General features: G+C 71.8%; 14 protein-coding genes. 5 read left to right on the top strand and 9 right to left on the bottom strand.

Annotated elements, in window-relative coordinates; translation table 11 throughout:
- Positions 1-14 precede the first annotated feature (14 nt).
- Entirely contained in the window at positions 15-701 is a 687-nt protein-coding gene (locus tag ACGFZW_RS20325; RefSeq protein WP_393894545.1) for a TetR/AcrR family transcriptional regulator C-terminal domain-containing protein, read from the top strand.
- Positions 702-740: 39 nt separating this feature from the next.
- Here the strand turns inward: ACGFZW_RS20325 and ACGFZW_RS20320 are convergent, their stop codons facing one another.
- The 4 genes from ACGFZW_RS20320 to ACGFZW_RS20305 form a co-directional block, all read right to left on the bottom strand.
- Positions 741-1,982, bottom strand: a complete 1,242-nt coding sequence (locus ACGFZW_RS20320) for a hypothetical protein (RefSeq protein WP_393894544.1) — start codon at positions 1,980-1,982, stop codon at positions 741-743.
- Between the two features lie 220 nt (positions 1,983-2,202).
- A complete protein-coding gene (locus ACGFZW_RS20315) occupies positions 2,203-3,900 on the bottom strand; it encodes a phospho-sugar mutase (protein WP_393894543.1) in 1,698 nt (565 codons plus the stop codon).
- Between the two features lie 277 nt (positions 3,901-4,177).
- On the bottom strand, positions 4,178-4,999 hold the full coding sequence (locus tag ACGFZW_RS20310; protein ID WP_393894542.1) for a purine-nucleoside phosphorylase: 822 nt from the start codon (positions 4,997-4,999) through the stop codon (positions 4,178-4,180).
- A gap of 181 nt (positions 5,000-5,180) precedes the next feature.
- Positions 5,181-5,618: a gamma-glutamylcyclotransferase gene (locus ACGFZW_RS20305; RefSeq protein ID WP_227048110.1), complete on the bottom strand. Its 438-nt coding sequence runs from the start codon at positions 5,616-5,618 to the stop codon at positions 5,181-5,183.
- 140 nt (positions 5,619-5,758) lie between these two features.
- Between ACGFZW_RS20305 and ACGFZW_RS20300 the strand changes: the two genes are divergently transcribed.
- Both ACGFZW_RS20300 and ACGFZW_RS20295 read left to right on the top strand, forming a co-directional pair.
- Positions 5,759-7,204, top strand: coding sequence for an NAD(P)H-quinone dehydrogenase (locus ACGFZW_RS20300; RefSeq protein ID WP_393894541.1), 1,446 nt, complete (start codon positions 5,759-5,761; stop codon positions 7,202-7,204).
- A gap of 296 nt (positions 7,205-7,500) precedes the next feature.
- The gene (locus ACGFZW_RS20295) at positions 7,501-8,484 is read left to right on the top strand and encodes a DeoR/GlpR family DNA-binding transcription regulator (protein WP_393894540.1); all 984 of its coding nucleotides are present in this window, start codon (positions 7,501-7,503) and stop codon (positions 8,482-8,484) included.
- Positions 8,485-8,572: 88 nt separating this feature from the next.
- Here ACGFZW_RS20295 and ACGFZW_RS20290 read toward each other — a convergent pair whose 3' ends face one another.
- Positions 8,573-9,229 carry a TetR/AcrR family transcriptional regulator gene (locus ACGFZW_RS20290; RefSeq protein ID WP_393894539.1) on the bottom strand — a complete coding sequence of 219 codons (657 nt, stop codon included), beginning with the start codon at positions 9,227-9,229 and terminating at the stop codon, positions 8,573-8,575.
- A gap of 400 nt (positions 9,230-9,629) precedes the next feature.
- Here ACGFZW_RS20290 and ACGFZW_RS20285 point away from each other — a divergent pair, with 400 nt between their 5' ends.
- Entirely contained in the window at positions 9,630-10,814 is a 1,185-nt protein-coding gene (locus tag ACGFZW_RS20285) for an alpha/beta hydrolase (protein ID WP_393894538.1), read from the top strand.
- Between the two features lie 80 nt (positions 10,815-10,894).
- Here ACGFZW_RS20285 and ACGFZW_RS20280 read toward each other — a convergent pair whose 3' ends face one another.
- Positions 10,895-12,664 (bottom strand): acetyl/propionyl/methylcrotonyl-CoA carboxylase subunit alpha, encoded by a 1,770-nt coding sequence (locus tag ACGFZW_RS20280; RefSeq protein WP_393894537.1) that lies wholly within the window; start codon positions 12,662-12,664, stop codon positions 10,895-10,897.
- A 470-nt stretch (positions 12,665-13,134) separates the two neighbouring features.
- Between ACGFZW_RS20280 and ACGFZW_RS20275 the strand changes: the two genes are divergently transcribed.
- Positions 13,135-13,608, top strand: coding sequence for a hypothetical protein (locus ACGFZW_RS20275; protein ID WP_393894536.1), 474 nt, complete (start codon positions 13,135-13,137; stop codon positions 13,606-13,608).
- A 167-nt stretch (positions 13,609-13,775) separates the two neighbouring features.
- Here the strand turns inward: ACGFZW_RS20275 and ACGFZW_RS20270 are convergent, their stop codons facing one another.
- From ACGFZW_RS20270 to mmpB, 3 genes are all read right to left on the bottom strand, one after another.
- Positions 13,776-14,387 (bottom strand): nucleoside triphosphate pyrophosphatase, encoded by a 612-nt coding sequence (locus ACGFZW_RS20270; protein ID WP_393894535.1) that lies wholly within the window; start codon positions 14,385-14,387, stop codon positions 13,776-13,778.
- 58 nt (positions 14,388-14,445) lie between these two features.
- A complete protein-coding gene (locus tag ACGFZW_RS20265; protein WP_393894534.1) occupies positions 14,446-15,930 on the bottom strand; it encodes a peptidoglycan D,D-transpeptidase FtsI family protein in 1,485 nt (494 codons plus the stop codon).
- A 200-nt stretch (positions 15,931-16,130) separates the two neighbouring features.
- Positions 16,131-16,259, bottom strand: coding sequence for a morphogenic membrane protein MmpB (gene mmpB, locus ACGFZW_RS20260; RefSeq protein ID WP_393894533.1), 129 nt, complete (start codon positions 16,257-16,259; stop codon positions 16,131-16,133).
- Between the last annotated feature and the right edge of the window lie 133 nt (positions 16,260-16,392).

Below are 16,392 nucleotides of genomic sequence, written 5' to 3'. Positions count from 1 at the left end.
GTTAAGTTGTCAACATGGTTTCGCGCATCGACCGGAAACAGGTGGTGGACACCGCCCTGCGCCTGCTGAACGAGGTGGGGCTCGACGGCCTCACCCTGCGCCGTATCGCAAAGGAGCTGAACGTCCAGGCCCCCGCGCTGTACTGGCACTTCAAGAACAAGCAGGAGCTGCTGGACGAGATGGCCACCGAGATGTTCCGGCGGATGAAGTGGCCGCAGCTGTCGCCGGACGGCCGGGAGGCGGAAGGAGCCGTCCGCACCTGGCAGGACACCCTGCTCACCTGCGCCCGCGCGCTGCGCCGGGAACTGCTCGCCTACCGCGACGGCGGCAAGGTCTTCAGCGGTACGCGGCTGACCGACGACAGCCACGCCGCGCCGACGGACCGGCTGCTGGGCCGGCTCACCGCGGAAGGCTTCACGCCGGCGGAGGCGGCCAGGGCCTGGTGGACCGTCTACAACTTCACCATCGGGCTGGTGATCGAGGAGCAGTCGATCCATCCCGACCCGGCGGATCCCGCGGACCGCGATCCGGCCTACGACCTCGAGCGCCGCGCGCGGCGGCTCGGTGAGAGCCATCCGCTCGCGGCAGCGGCGGGGTGGGAGATGTTCGGCGATGTGGAGGCCGGGTTCGAGGCGGGGCTGCGGATCATCGTCGCGGGAGTCGAGGCGACCACGTCCGGTGGCCGGCCGGGCTCTGCCTGAGCCGCCGCCCGGCCGCCCCTCGCGGGACGTCCGAAGCGGCTACGGCGCCCCGCCGTAGACCAGGATCATGTACGCGCCCAAGTAGGCGGATGCCAGCGCCGATCCGCCGAGAACCAGTACGACGGTCCTGCGACGGGCGCGGGCGATCGCGACGGCCGCCGGGAGCAGCAGCGGGAAGCCGGGCAGCAGGAAACGGGCGCGCGGGAAGTAGACGCCGCCGCTGCCCAGCACGATCGCGAGCAGCACACTGCTGAACACCAGCAGCGGCAGCGGCTGCCGCCCGGCGACGCACAGCAGATAGAGCACCACGGACGCGATCAGTACCAGCGAGACGACGACGAAGAACAGCTGCGGGCGGGGCTGGTAGCCGAGTATCGAGCGCAGGGTACGGAGCGTGCCGATGCCGCCGTCCCACTCGTTGTGCCACATCCTCTGGACGGCGAAGTAGCCGTCGACGCGGTGGAGCCGCAGCCCCACCCAGCCCACGTAACCGAGCCAGCCGAGCGGGGCGAGCAGCGCGCCGAGCAGCAGCCGCGGGGCGGTGGCGCGCGGTTCGGGTTGCCCCTCGGCGCGGTTCCCCGGTGGATGCCACAGCCGCCACAGTGCGACCAGGGCGGCCACCGAGACCGCCGCCGCCACGGCGAGGCCGGTCGGGCGGGTGAGGCCGGCGAGCAGGGCCAGGACGCCGGCCCCGATCCACCGGCCGGTCAGCACGGAGTGCAGCGACCAGGCCACCAGGGCGGTGAACAGCGACTCCGTATAGCCCATCCACTGGACGACGGCCACCGGCGTCGTGCCCCACAGGACGGCGAGCACGGTGCCGACCCGGCGCCCGTGGAGCCGGTCGCCCACCGCGAAGACGCCCCAGGCGGCGAGGAGCGAGCAGACGACGGCGACGACCAGTCCGATGCTGGCCCGTGAGCCCGGGGTGACCCCGGCCACGGCCTTGACGATCACCGGATACAGCGGGAAGAACGCGAGATTGTTCGTGTTGAACAGCTGCTCGTCGAGGGTCTGCTCGTAGCCGTGGTCGGCGATGCCCAGATACCAGCGCGAATCCCAATGGGAGGCGAGGTAGGGCCACAGGCCGTGCTGCTTGAGGTGCGCCCACTTCATCAGCACCAGCGCACCCAGCAGACGGACGGCGAGGTAGCCGAGCAGCGCGGGCGCGGCCCTGCGCAGCGCCGCGGTCAGCGCTCCGGTCAGTCGTCCGGGCCCGGACGGTATGGATGCCGGCGGGGCCGGGCCTGCGGGGATCGGCGGGGGCGCGGTCGTGGGCACTGCGCGACTCCTGGGGTGGACTGGCGGCGTGTACGTCCGGGTCCAGGCTTCCGCGCTCCGGGCGCGCCCGCCCTGAAGTGCTGCGACAGGTGCAGTAGAGGTGTCACCCGTACGAGAGACGGGGCGGCCCGCGGCCCCTCCGCCAGGAGCCGGGCCGCGGGCCGGAGACGGTGAGCGGGCCCCTGGTCCTCAGGGGCCCGCTCACCGTTTCGCGCGTCGTTCAGATTCCGGCGGCCGCCGACAGGTCGGCCTTGATCGCCGCAAGCGCCGCGGCGGCCTGCGTCCGGGCCTCCGGCAGCGCCTGCGCCGAGGCCACCGGAACCACGACCTCCAAGTAGCACTTGAGCTTGGGCTCGGTGCCGCTGGGCCGCACCACGACCCGGCCGCTCTCCACCCCGGCCGCGGGCGAACCGGACAGGTAGTAGCGAAGCCCGTCGGTCGGCGGCAGCGTCTCGGTGCCCTGGTTCAGGTCGTCGGACCGGCCCACCGTCAGACCCGCGAGCGCCGTCGGGGGCTGCTCGCGCAGCCGCCGCATGGCGTCGGCGATAAGCGACAGGTCCTCGACGCGGACCGAGAGCTGGTCGGTGGCGTGCAGCCCGAATTCCAGCGCGAGGTCGTCCAGCAGATCGGTGAGGGTGCGGCCGGACTGCTTGAGTTCGGCGGCGAGCTCGGTGATCAGCAGGGCGGCGGTGATGCCGTCCTTGTCGCGGACACCCTCCGGGTCGACGCAGTAGCCCAGCGCCTCCTCGAAGGCGTAGCGCAGCCCGTCCACGCGGGCCAGCCACTTGAAGCCGGTCAGCGTCTCCACATACGGCAGCGAGGAGGCCGCCGCGATCCGGGACATCAGCGACGACGACACGATCGTGGTGGCGAGGGTGCCCGACCCGCCCCGGCCGTCGCGGTGCTTGCGGACCAGGTGGGCCACGAGCAGTGCCCCCACCTCGTCGCCGCGCAGCATCCGCCAGCCGTCCTGCGTACCGGGGGCGGGCACGGCGACGGCGCAGCGGTCCGCGTCAGGGTCGTTGGCGAGCACGATGTCGACGCTGCCGGGGGCCAGGGAGCGGGCGGCGGCGAAGGCGAGGTCCATCGCGCCGGGCTCTTCCGGGTTGGGGAAGGCGACCGTCGGGAAGTCCGGGTCCGGCTCGGCCTGCTGCGGGACGACCGTGGGCGCCGGGAATCCGGCGCGCGCGAAGGCCTGCTCGAGGGTGTCGCGGCCGACGCCGTGCAGCGGGGTGTAGACGACGCGGGTGTCACGGGGCGAGCCGGGCGTCAGCACGGCGTCCGTACGCGCCAGGTAGGCCGCGAGGACGTCGTCGTCGAGGGTCTCCCAGCCGTCCTCGGGCCGGGGCACGTCGTCCAGCGAGCCGATGGCGGCGATCTCCGCGGCGATCTCCCCGTCGGCGGGCGGCACGATCTGCGAGCCGTCCCCGAGGTAGACCTTGTAGCCGTTGTCGCGCGGCGGGTTGTGGCTGGCGGTGACCTCGACACCGGCGACCGCGCCCAGGTGCCGGATGGCGAAGGCCAGCACGGGGGTGGGCAGCGGGTGGGGCAGTACCGCCGCGCGCAGTCCCGCGCCGATCATCACGGCTGCGGTGTCCCGGGCGAAATCGGCGCTCTTGTGGCGCGCGTCGTAGCCGATGACGACCAGGCCCGCGCCGTCGCCCTTGCCCTTCAGGTAGGCGGCGAGGCCGGCGGCCGCGCGGATGACCACCGCGCGGTTCATGCGCATCGGACCCGCGCCCAGTTCACCGCGGAGCCCGGCGGTGCCGAACTGGAGGGTGCCGGCGAACCGTGCGGCCAGCTCTTCGAGGTCCTTGGCGGCGATGAGCTCGGACAGCTCCTCCCGGGTCTCCGGGTCGGGGTCCTCGGCCAGCCATGCCCTGGCCCGGTTGGTCAGCTCCGCGGGATCGGTAGCCACGTGATGCTCCTGACGGTGGATGCGGGTGGGGGAGCGCTCGGCTGCTCGTCACGCTTACCCGGTGCGCGGGGGCTTCGAGCCGCCGAACCGGCCAATGCCGTACGACGGCGTGCCGGAGGCGGGGCCGGTCGCACCGGGCGGTGTGTCAGGCGCCGACGCTCGACGGGGGCGGCAGGGCCCGGCGGGGCACCGGGTGCGCGGCGGCGGGCAGCTGCCCGAAGAGGGGCCGGCCCGGCGGGTGTCAGGCACCTGCCGGCCCGGCCCCACGGGTGAGGTCTCAGATCTTGCCGAGCACCTGGGCGAGCAGGCTGCCCATCCGCGTCGCGGAGTCGCGGCCGGCCTGCAGGACCTCTGCGTGGTTGAGCGGCTCGCCCGTCATACCGGCGGCGAGGTTCGTCACCAGGGACAGGCCGAGCACCTCGGCGCCGGCCTCGCGGGCCGCGATGGCCTCCAGGACCGTGGACATGCCGACGAGGTCGGCGCCCATGGTCCGGATCATCTTGATCTCGGCCGGGGTCTCGTAGTGCGGGCCGGGGAACTGGGCGTAGACACCCTCCTCCAGGCTCGGGTCGACCTCCTTGCACAGCGCGCGCAGCCGCGGCGAGTACAGGTCCGTCAGGTCGACGAAGTTCGCGCCGACGATGGGGGAGGTGGCGGTGAGGTTGAGGTGGTCGCTGATGAGGACCGGCTGACCGGGGCGCATGCCGTCGCGCAGGCCACCGCACCCGTTGGTGAGGACGATGGTCTTGCAGCCGGCGGCGGCGGCCGTGCGGACGCCGTGCGCGACGGCGGCGACGCCGCGGCCCTCGTAGTAGTGGGTCCGGCCCAGGAAGACCAGCGCGCGCTTCTCGCCGATCTTGTAGGAGCGGGCCTTGCTGCTGTGACCGGCGACGACCGGGGGCGGGAAGCCGGGCAGCTCGGTCACCGGGAATTCGTGCTCGGGCGCGCCGAGCGCGTCGGCGGCCGGAGCCCAACCGGAGCCCATCACCAGGGCGACGTCGTGGGTCTCGGCGCCGGTCAGCTCGCTCAGGCGGGCAGCGGCGGCGTCGGCGGCACCCTGCGGGTCTGCCTCGATGTCGGTAGTAGCAAATGCGTTCACGCCGACGAGGGTAGCCGCTAATGCCCTACGCGCGTAGATGTCTCTGCCCACTGTCCTGAGATCGTTGTGTTGTGTCTTTCGACGAAAAGACGCCCGGGCGCGTCGCGTCACCCGTACGGAGCACGGGTGCGGCCGGGCCGGGGCGTCGCCGGGCGCGGCGGGCCACCGCCGTCGCCCGCCGTCAGCAGGGCCGCTTGCGCAGCTCCATCACATAGTCGTGGGGGGCGCCCGCCGACTCCGCTGCGTCCGCGATCTCGCCCAGGTAGCGGGCCGAGGGCAGGCCGCCCTCGTAGCCGTTGAGGACGTAGATCCAGGCGGCCTCGTCGCCGTCGAGGGTGTGCACCCGCACGCGCATCCGGCGGTAGATGTCCAGGCCCACGCCCTCCCACCGGTCCATGGAGTCCTCGTCCATGGGCGCGATGTCGTAGAGCGCGACGAAGAGCTGGGAGCGGGGGGCCTCGACGATCGTCGCCAGCGCTCCCTCCCAGCCCATCTGCTCCCCGCCGAAGGTCAGACGCCAGCCGTTGAGCCAGCCCGTGCCGCGCAGCGGCGAGTGCGGTGCGCGGCGGGACATCAGCCGCGCGTCGAGGTTGCCGGCGTACGCGGCGTAGAGCGACATGGTTCTGAGGGTACGGGAGGTTACCGAGTCGGCTCTTGGTACCGGACCTTCACACAACGCCGCAGGAGGGAGCGCACACCGGCGGCCGAAAGTCACGCACCCCGCCCCCCGAGGAGAATGACGCGAGGGCGTGCGGGACAATGGAGTACGTGACTCGGATCGTGATCATCGGTGGCGGACCCGGCGGATACGAGGCGGCCCTGGTGGGCGCCTCTCTCGGCGCGGAGGTGACCGTCGTCGATTGCGACGGTCTGGGCGGGGCGTCGGTGCTCACCGACTGCGTCCCGTCGAAGACTCTTATCGCGACGGCCGAGGTGATGACGACCTTCGACTCCTCGTACGAGGAGCTGGGCATCATCGTCGAGGACGACACGCCGCACATCGACCGCCCCGCGCGGGTCGTCGGCGTGGACCTCGGCAAGGTCAACCGCCGCGTCAAGCGGCTGGCGCTCGCCCAGTCCCACGACATCACCGCGTCCGTGACCCGGGCCGGCGGCCGTGTGATGCGCGGTCGCGGCCGCCTGGAGCCGGGCCAGTCGCCGGACGGTTCGCGCCGGGTGACGGTGACCGTGGCCGACGGGACCGAGGAGACGCTGACCGCGGACGCCGTGCTCATCGCCACCGGCGCGCATCCGCGTGAGATTCCGGACGCGCTGCCGGACGGCGAGCGGATCCTGAACTGGACGCAGGTCTACGATCTCGACGAGCTCCCCGAGGAGCTCATCGTGGTCGGTTCCGGTGTCACCGGCGCCGAGTTCGCCGGTGCGTACCAGGCCCTCGGCTCCCGCGTCACCCTCGTCTCCTCCCGGGACCGGGTGCTGCCGGGCGAGGACCCGGACGCCGCCGCTGTTTTGGAGGACGTCTTCCGCCGCCGCGGCATGAACGTCATGGCCCGCTCCCGCGCGTCGGCCGTCAAGCGGGTCGGCGACCGCGTCGAGGTGACGCTGGCCGACGGCCGGACGATCTCCGGCACGCACTGTCTGGTGGCCGTCGGCTCCATCCCGAACTCCGCCGGCATCGGTCTGGAGGAGGCGGGCGTCACCCTCAAGGAATCCGGCCACATCTGGACGGACAAGGTCTCCCGCACCAGCGCTCCCGGCGTCTACGCCGCCGGCGACTGCACCGGCGTCTTCGCGCTCGCTTCCGTCGCCGCCATGCAGGGCCGGATCGCGATGTACCACTTCCTCGGCGACGCGGTCGCGCCGCTGAACCTCAAGACGGTCTCCGCCAACGTCTTCACCGACCCGGAGATCGCCACCGTCGGTTACTCCCAGGCGGACGTCGACAACGGCAGGATCGACGCCAGGGTCGTGAAGCTGCCGCTGCTGCGCAACCCGCGCGCCAAGATGCAGGGCATCCGCGACGGCTTCGTGAAGCTCTTCTGCCGTCCCGGCACGGGCATCGTCGTCGGCGGTGTGGTGGTCTCCCCGCGCGCCAGCGAGCTGATCCACCCGATCTCGATCGCGGTCGACAACAACCTCACCGTCGAGCAGATCGCCAGCGCCTTCACCGTCTACCCCTCGCTCTCCGGCTCCATCGCCGAGGTCGCCCGGCAGCTGCACACGCGCAAGTCGGGCAACGAGTAGCGCCGCGCACGGGCCGTCCGCCCGCCACGTCCGGGCTTTTGCTCCGGATGTGGCGGGCGGGAATGTTTGTGCCCCTACTGAGCACTTGGGATGAAATGCACCGCTCTGGGGCCGAGGTGCGCCGTACGACCGCACGGCCCCGCCGGCCGGGCTGACCAGGGGTCACTGTGCGTTCGTCGCCCAGGAGTTCGACATATGCGCGCTGCATACCATGTCGCTCTCCGTGGCGTGCACAACTTCCGTTAATTGGTGCAACGTGCTGAAAACAGACGGTCGTTGGCGTTACTGTCAGTTTCGTGTTCGCTGCAGAACGTCGCCAACTGATCCTTGAAATGGTGCGCGCGAACGGAGCGGTCTCGCTCCGGGAGCTCGCCCGTGTCGTCCAGACCTCCGAAGTAACCGTACGGCGGGACGTGCGGGCGCTGGAGGCAGAGGGACTGCTCGACCGCCGGCACGGCGGTGCGGTCCTACCGGGAGGCTTCACCCGGGAGTCGGGCTTTCCACAGAAGTCCCATCTCTCCACCGCGGAGAAGACGGCCATCGCCGATCTCGCCGCGAGCTTCGTCGAGGAGGGCGAGGCCATCGTCGTCGGAGCCGGGACCACCACGCAGGAGCTGGCCCGCCGGCTCGCCCGCGTGCCCGGCCTGACCGTGGTCACCAACTCCCTCCTCGTCGCGCAGGCGTTGGCCCATGCCAACCGTGTCGAGGTCGTGATGACCGGCGGCACCCTGCGCGGATCCAATTACGCCCTGGTGGGCAGCGGTGCCGAGCAGTCCCTCCAGGGGCTGCGGGTCTCCCGCGCCTTCCTGTCGGGCAGTGGCCTGACCGCGGAGCGCGGCCTGTCCACCTCCAACATGCTCTCCGCCAGCGTCGACCGGGCGCTGGTGCAGGCGGCGGGGGAGGTCGTGGTGCTCGCCGATCACACCAAGCTCGGTTCCGACACCATGTTCCAGACGGTGCCGACGGACGTGATCACTCGGCTGGTCACCGACGAGCCGCCGGGACACGACGACCGGGCCGGGACCGAACTGCAGGCCCTGGCGGACCAGGGAGTGCAGATCGCCGTCGCGGGCGGTTGTGGCGCCGGACAGGCGTCCGGGCAGCCGGGCATGGAGGGCGCAGCCGCGGACCGGCGGGGCCCTCGGCGGGACGTCCCGCTGCCCGGTCAGCGGCGCAACCACCCGCCGGGTGGTGGTGCGGCGCCGCAGCTGCGCTCCGCTGCCTCGCTCGCGGAGGCACCGGGCGGCCGGGTCGCGGATCTGGCACCCCGGCGACGCTGAGGCCGGCCCGGACGCAGCGGAATGCCGGGCCGTGACGCGACCGCGCACCCCGCGCGACAGCGCGGCCGAGCGCGGCCCGTCCTTCGGCTCAGTCCGTTGCCTGCCGGCTGCCTGCCTTCAGGCCGCTCAGGGTGAGCGTCAGCAGCCGGTCGGCCAGCTTCGGGTCGCCCGGGGATTCCTCGACGGCCAGGGCGATGCCGTTCGTCAGCTGCATCAGATCGCCGATGTTCACATCCGGGCGCACCGAACCGGCTTTCTGCGCCCGGGTGAGCAGGGCGCCGCCGGCCTCGCGCATCGGCACACTGCACCGCGCCATCCCCGAGCTGTCGCTGTCGTCGGCCGAGGCCGCCATCAGCGCGCGTGACAGGCCGCGGTAGGTGCTGGCGTGCGTGATGATCGCGCGCAGCCACTCGACCAGCGCGACGCACGGCTGCGGCGCGTCCGCCAGCTCCTTGGCGTGTGCCAGCAACGCGTCCACCTCTCCCTGGAAGACCGCGCCCATCAGGGCCGTGCGGTTGGGGAAGTGGCGGTAGAGGGTGCCGATGCCGACGCCGGCCCGGCGGGCGATCTCCTCCAGCGAGGTGTCCGTGCCGTGCTCGGTGAAGGCCGTACGGGCCTCGGTCAGCAGCCGCTCGTAGTTGCGGCGCGCATCGGCACGCATCGGGCGTACGGCATACCGGCCCTCCGGCGCCTGTGCCGCCGGACCCCGTCCTGCGTGCCGCTGCCCTGCCGTCTCGGTCGCCATCGCCGTCCTCCCTCGACCGGGCCGGTCCCGGCCCGGTGGCTCCAGGATGCCATTGCACAATCGGAGTCACCCTCCGTATGCGTTTCCACCGGCGCTCCGCCTTCCCCGTGGCGCTTCTTCACGCCCGCGGGACCGCTCCGGCGAGCGGTGCCCCGTATGGGAATTCTTCGCCCGTAGGCAGTGCCGCCCCGGCAGTCGGTGGACAGCCGGCGGACGGCGGATGACCTCCCGGCATACCGCGGCGGGCGCCTGGCCGAACTCCGCGGGACTCCGGCAACGCCGGCGCCCCGAACGCCATCAAACCTGGCGCCATGAGGTCTCCCGGGAACGACGGGGAGACGCCGGGGACGGTGTGCAGGCCCCGCCGGGGAAGCACGTCACGGGAATCCGAGGAAATGTCATGGGACTGACCAGCCGCTCGCTGCTGTACGTCATGGCCGCGGTCGCCGTGGTCGGTGTGCTGCTCACCCTGTGGCTGTGGCCGCGGTTCGCCGGGCGCGGGCCGGGGGCGATGCTGGGGCGGCTCGGCATGCTCGCCGGAACCCAGCTGACCGTCCTCGCCACCCTCGGCCTGGCGGTGAACGCCAACTTCCAGTTCTACACCTCATGGCACGAACTCCTGGGCCGCTACGACGACGCCCCGGCCGCCCTCGGCAAGTGGGGGGACGCGGGGGCCGCGGGCCCCGCGGGCGACCCGACGAAGGGGCTCGTGCAGCCTTCGGGTCCCGAGGGCCTGGACAAGGTCCACGGGCTGCCGAAGGGGCCACCGGAGATGGCGGGCAGAGTGGAGACCGTCCGGATCGTCGGCAGACGGACCCGGGTCGTGAACCCCGCCTACGTCTACCTGCCGCCTCAGTACTTCCAGCCGCAGTACGCCCGGCAGCGCTTCCCCGTCATCGTCGCCCTCAGCGGCTATCCGGGCGGGACGTTCCTGCTGGCGCAGCACCTGCGGGTGCCGCAGACGGCCGCCGCGCTGATCCGGGCCGGCCGGATGCAGCCGACCGTCATCGTCATGCTGCGGCCCACCATCGCGCCGCCGCGCGACACCCAGTGCGTCGATGTGCCGGACGGCCCGCAGGCCGAGACGTTCTTCACGCGAGAGGTGCCGGACGCGCTGCGCTCGCACTACCGCGTCGGCCACGACCCGGGCGGCTGGGGCGTCCTGGGCTACTCCTCGGGCGGCAGCTGCGCCCTGCAACTGGTGATGCGGCACCCGCGGACGTACACCTCGGCGGCCGCGCTCTCGCCCGACTTCCGGGTCGCCAACGACCCCACCACCGGCAACCTCTTCGGGGACGGCAAGGACCGCGTCCGACGGCGCCAGGAGCACGACCTGCGCTGGCGACTGGCGCATCTGCCCGTGCCGCAGGTGAACGTGCTGGTGGGCACCAGCCGCACGGGGGAGCGCAACCACGCGGCGGCGCGGGAGTTCCTGGACGCGGTGCGGCCACCGATGCGGGCGGACGCCCTCGTGCTCGACCACGGCAGTCACAACTTCGCCACCTGGCGGCGTGAACTGCCCGCCGCGCTGCGGTGGATGAGCTCCTCGCTGACGTTCCCGGAGGACGTGGTGGGCGCCTCGTAGACAGGCCCGGCGGGGCGTTGCGGGCAGAAGAAAGCGCCCGGCGGTCGAGCCGCCGGGCGCTTTTCGTGCGTGCTACCGCGTCAGTCCTTGATCTCGCAGATCACGGCGCCCGCCGTGAGCGCCGCGCCGACCTCGGCGGTCAGGCCCTTGATGGTGCCGGAACGGTGCGCGTTCAGCGGCTGTTCCATCTTCATCGCCTCCAGGACCACGACCAGTTCGCCCTCGGCGACCTGCTGGCCCTCCTCGACGGCGACCTTGACGATGGTGCCCTGCATCGGCGAGGCCAGCGCGTCACCGGAGGCGGCGCTGCCGGACTTCTTGGCGGCCTTGCGCTTGGGCTTGGCGCCACCGGCGACCGCGGCACGGGCCAGCGGCATGCCGAGCGACGACGGCAGCGAGACCTCCAGACGCTTGCCGCCGACCTCGACGACGACCGTCTCGCGGGAGTCCGCCTCGGCCTCGTCAGCGCCGGGCGCGGCGAAGGCCGGGATGTCGTTCTTGAACTCGGTCTCGATCCAACGGGTGTGGACCGTGAACGGGTCGGCGGAGCCGGTCAGTTCCGGGGCGAACGCCGGGTCCTTGACCACCGTGCGGTGGAACGGGATGGCGGTGGCCATGCCCTCGACGGTGAACTCGTCCAGCGCACGGGCGGCGCGCTGCAGCGCCTGCTCGCGGGTGGCGCCCGTGACGATCAGCTTGGCCAGCAGCGAGTCCCAGGCGGGGCCGATGACGCTGCCGGACTCCACGCCCGCGTCCAGGCGGACACCGGGGCCCGCAGGGGCGTCGAAGCGGGTGACCGTGCCGGGGGCGGGCAGGAAGTTGCGGCCCGGGTCCTCGCCGTTGATGCGGAACTCGAAGGAGTGGCCGCGCACCGCCGGGTCGTCGTAGCCGAGCTTCTCGCCGTCGGCGATACGGAACATCTCGCGGACCAGGTCAAGTCCGGTGACCTCTTCGGTGACCGGGTGCTCGACCTGGAGGCGGGTGTTGACCTCAAGGAAGGAGATGGTGCCGTCCTGGCCCACGAGGAACTCGCAGGTGCCGGCGCCCTCGTAGCCGGCTTCCTTGAGGATCGCCTTGGAGGCGCGGTACAGCTCGGCGTTCTGCTCGTCCGACAGGAACGGCGCGGGGGCCTCCTCCACCAGCTTCTGGTGGCGGCGCTGCAGCGAGCAGTCACGGGTGGAGACGACGACGACGTTGCCGTGCTTGTCGGCCAGGCACTGGGTCTCGACGTGCCGGGGGCGGTCGAGGTAGCGCTCGACGAAGCACTCGCCGCGGCCGAACGCGGCCACCGCCTCGCGGACCGCGGAGTCGTACAGCTCCGGCACCTCTTCGAGGGTCCGGGCGACCTTCAGACCGCGACCGCCACCGCCGAACGCCGCCTTGATCGCGATCGGCAGGCCGTGCTCCTCGGCGAAGGCGACGACCTCGTCCGAACCGGAGACCGGGTCGGGGGTGCCGGCGACGAGCGGAGCGCCGGCCCGCTGGGCGATGTGCCGCGCGGCGACCTTGTCGCCGAGGTCACGGATGGCCTGCGGGGGCGGGCCGATCCAGGTCAGGCCCGCGTCGAGCACGGCCTGCGCGAACTCGGCGTTCTCGGAGAGAAAGCCGTAGCCCGGGTGGATGGCGTCCGCGCCCGAATCGGCCGCGGCCGCGAGAACTTTGGCGATGTCCAGGTAGCTGGTGGCAGGTGTGTCACCGCCCAGGGCGTATGCCTCGTCGGCCGCGCGGACGTGCAGGGCGTCCCGGTCAGGGTCGGCGTAGACGGCCACGCTCCCGATCCCGGCGTCCCTGCATGCACGGGCAACGCGGACAGCGATTTCGCCACGGTTCGCGATGAGCACCTTGCGCACGATGGATCCTTCCTTGGCGCTTCGCCGCAACAAATTTAACGACGCGAGTTTAGGGACTGACGACACCGCGTGCCGACCCGTTCCCAGGGGTGACCTTGCCCACACGGAGCGTGCTGGGGGCGCCAGTGAGGGACTGAAGTCCCTTGAAACCCCAGGGTAGGCCCGGAATCCCGGCCTCGGGGACCTTCCCGGGTGTGGTCTAGGTCTCTGGCCACGGCCCTTGGGCGAATCGTCAATTCTTTGTGGAGTCCCTACGAATGGGCGAAGGAAACTTTGCGTGCGTCTCCGCCCGACGTCGTCATGGCGCGCAGGCTTCGTACGCCGCCGCGTCGCCCCCTCCTCCGAACTATTACCCGTCCCCGGGCCCTTCACGAGCAGGGGGGCGCCCCATTAGCGTGCGCGATGTCTTCTGTACTTCTCGGTAACAGGCGCCTCAGGGGCGCGGAGCGTTCGGCAAACGACGGAAGTGGGTGGGCGGGGTGGCGGCACGCAGACCGGTGGCTCTGGCAGCAGCGGTGGTCCTGGTCCTGGAGGCGGTCGGGATCGTGCTGCTCAACTGGATCCTCAGCATCGTCGTGGACAGGCAGCAGATGTCGATGGCGGGCATGCAGCCCCGTGCGATGTCCACCGGAGCCTGGGTGGCCGGCGGCCTCTTCGGCCTGTATCTGCTGTTCTGTGCGGTCGTCCTGGTGCGCACCGCGGTGCGCGACCGCGCCCCCGGCGGCTTCGTCCGCATCGCGCTGATCAGCTGCGCGGTGGTGCACGGTGTGGCCGGCGCCCTGGCGGTCGGCCTGGTCGGCTGGGTGGCGTTCCTGGGTGCGATGGTCGTGCTGGCGCTGCTCGTCCTGACCCTCATGTCCTACGCGCCGGCCGAGGACAGTGCCCGGCCGGCCACCGGCGACGGCACCCCGAACGGCGCGCCGCCCGCCCCCACCTCGGCCTGAGACCCCGCCCGGCGGCGGACGGGTCGGAAGGTGCCCGCGCGGCGGGTCGGGCAGCTGTTCTGCCCCAGCTGCCGCCCGCCGCAGCTGTGTTGCGGAGGTGCGCGACGGGCTCCCGGGCGTGGGAGAGGTGTGCGAGGACGCACGCGTCCCGCGGTCGCTGTGGCCGCTCAGGTCCACAGATCGGTGATCGCCACGTCCAGGTCGGCGAGGAGACGGCGCAGGAGCGGGAGGGACAGGCCGATGACGTTGCCCGGGTCTCCGTCGATGCCGTCGATGAAGGGCGCCGAGCGGCCGTCGAGGGTGAAGGCGCCCGCGACGAAGAGCGGTTCGCCGCTCGCGACGTAAGCGGCGATCTCGGCGTCCGTGGGCTCGCCGAAGCGGACGGTCGTGGAGGCGGTGGCCGAGACCTGGCGGCCGGAGCCGGTGTCGATCAGGCAGTGGCCGGTCTGCAGTACGCCGGAGCGGCCGCGCATGGACTTCCAGCGCGCCGTGGCGTCCTCGGCGTCGGCCGGCTTGCCGAGCGCCCGGCCGTCCAGCTCCAGCACCGAATCGCAGCCCACGACGAGCGCTCCGCCGGACTCCGGGCGGGCCGCGACGGCGGCCGCCTTGGCCTCGGCCAGCACACGGGCCAGTTCGCCGGGCGTGCCGGCGGTGACCGCGTCCTCGTCGACGCCGCTGACGACGACCTCCGGCGCCAGTCCTGCCTGCCGCAACAGCGCCAGGCGGGCGGGGGACTGGGAGGCGAGTACGAGACGACGGGGGCGGGGCTCTTCGGTCATGTCCGCCATCGTACGGAGGCTGCGCGCGGCGAACAGCGTTCGGCGTCCACCGGGGCCGCTATTCGCCGAGCACGGCCTGCATGACCGACTTGGCGATCGGGCCGCCCAGCTTGCCGCCGGCGATCTCCGAGCGGGGGATGTCCATGTCCTCGGGGTCGACGAAGACGGCGACCGCCACCGGGGAACTGCCGTCGCTCTGCTTGGCGTAGGAGACGAACCAGGCGTACGGGCGTTCGTCACCGACATCGGCGCCGTGCTGGGCGGTGCCGGTCTTGCCGCCGACCGTGACTCCGTCGATCTTCGCCTTGGAGGCGGTGCCGTCCGAAACGGTGTACTCCATCATCTCCTGCACCTTCTTCGCGGTGCTCTCGGAGACGGCCTGCGGGTCCTTCGGATTCAGCGGCGTGGGCTCGAACTTCTCCAGGGTGGACAGGTCAGGGCCGCGCAGTTCCTCGACCATGTACGGCTTCATGAGCTTGCCGTCGTTGGCCAGGCCGGCGGTGACCATCGCCATCTGCAGAGGTGTGCTGGTCAGGCTGCCCTGGCCCATGCCGGTGAGCGCGGTCTGCGGCTTGTCGAGCTCGGCGGGGTAGCCGCTCGCGGCCGACCTGACCGGGGTGAACTGCTCCTTGTTGAAGCCGAACTTCTCCGCCGTTTCCCGCATTTTGTCGGTGCCCAGCCGGTGTGCGGCGTCGAGGAAGACGTTGTTGCACGACCACTGCATACCGGTCTTCATGGAGGCCTTGTCGCAGGGGGCCGAGCTGATGTCGTTGCCGACCTGGGTGCGGGTCCCCGGAAGGGTGTACGGGGCGGGGGCTCCGGAGGGGGCGTTGATGTCGTCGACCGCGCCGTGCTCCAGTGCCGCGGCCGCCGTGAGGATCTTGAACGTCGAGCCGGGCGGATAGACCTCGCGCAGCGCCCGGTTGCTCATCGGCTTGCTCTTGTCCGCGTCGAGCTTCAGGAACCGCTTGCCCTCCGCCTCGGAGATGCCCGCGAAGTCGGACGGGTCGTAGGACGGTGTGCTGGCCATCGCGAGGATCTTGCCGCTGCGGGGGTCGAGGGCGACCACCGCGCCCTTGGCGTGCAGGTCCGTCAGCCCCTTGTAGGCGGCCTTCTGGGCCTTCTCGTCGATGGTCGTGAGCACATCGCCGCCGCGCGGCTTCTTGCCGGTGAGGACGTCCTGGGCGCGGTTGAAGAAGAGCCGGTCGTCCTTGCCGTTGAGGACCTTCTCGTAGACCCCCTCCAGGAAAGTCGGGCCCTGCGCCTGGGAGGCGTAGCCGGTGATCGGGGCGTACATCGGGCCGTTCTTGAACGTTCGCTTGTACCGGAAGTCGCCCGGGGTCGCCACGGACCCCGTGATCGGCTTGCCGCCGACGATGATGTTGCCGCGAGGGTAGGAGTAGGCCTCGATCTTGACCCGGCGGTTGTTCCCGTCGTTGGCGAGCTCCTCGCCCCGGACGAACTGCACCCATGTCGCCCGCACCAGCAGAGCGAGCACCAGCACCCCGCAGAAGACGGCTATGTGCCTCAGCGGCCTGTTCATCGCTCTCCCACTCCCGGCACGGGCACCGTGGGCCGTCTGCCCACGCCGGCGCCTGCCCGAATTGCGCTCTTCGGGAGTGAAAGATGAGTTTCTTGAGGTGATGGTTGCGGGCGGGGGCTGTGAGCGTCACCTCGCCGGGAGGGGGAACCATCGGCGGCCTCCGGCGCGTGGCAGGTGTCCCTCCACGGCGCCGCGCGGGGTCACCTCCCCGCGAGCAGGACCATCAGCACCACCGCGGCCACGGCCAGCACGACGCCCATCCGACGGAGCTTCGCCTGCGCCTCGCGCAGCTCCTCGGGTGGCTCGTCGGGCGGATCTGACCACAGCATGACGTCGATCCTGCGCCGGTTACGGCAGTGACGCCTGAGTACGCGTACTCAGGCGGTCACAACCGAAAAAAAAAATAGTAGCACAGTTCACCCCATATTAACCCGGGGGGGGGTGAGGCGCGCCCCCCGCGCC

The sequence above is a fragment of the Streptomyces sp. NPDC048248 genome, assembly GCF_043201875.1.
Classification (GTDB): Bacteria; Actinomycetota; Actinomycetes; order Streptomycetales; family Streptomycetaceae; genus Streptomyces.
Note: the sequence above shows the minus strand (reverse complement) of the source record. Positions and strands in the feature narration are given on the sequence as shown.